The 517-nt window shown below is 58.4% G+C and carries 1 pseudogene; it reads right to left on the bottom strand.

Features of this window, described 5'->3' with window-relative positions:
- Positions 1-206: 206 nt before the first annotated feature.
- A pseudogene (locus ACV22Z_RS35750) lies at positions 207-517 on the bottom strand (hypothetical protein); the annotation flags it as partial.

Here is a 517-nt window from a genome sequence, read left to right as displayed (position 1 = left end):
GCGGCCATTCACCACCGGACGCGGATCGTTCGTCAGACCGTTGCGGCCGATTACACCGGTGTACGGCGGAACGTTGTCCATCACCGACTCGATCGTCGGACGCGACGGGCGCGTCGCTGCCTTTGCTGTTGCCATTGCTTTTGCTCCAGACATTTCGGTTATCTAATTAATAACATCACGCGCCCGACAGGACGCGTGACGACGGATCAGACGAGTTGCGTCGTGACGGCCGACTGCACCAGCAGTTCCACGTTCAGGGCCGCGTTCTCATAGACGACGTAGGCCATGCCGTTAACGGCGACCATTCCTTGATTACTCCAATGGCCTGCATCGAAACCAGCCATACCCGACAGCTCGACGCGATCTCCCGAGTTGCCATTCACCATCAACTGGGTATGGCCGTCGGCACGGAACAGGTTTTCGTGGCCCAGCTCCAGTACGTCGCTCATCGACAGCTTCAGCGTGTTGTTGCCCGTACCCGTGATGTCGATGATCTCGATCGACGAAAGCTTGCTGG

It is taken from the genome of Burkholderia sp. PU8-34 (assembly GCF_053427725.1).
Note: the sequence above shows the minus strand (reverse complement) of the source record. Positions and strands in the feature narration are given on the sequence as shown.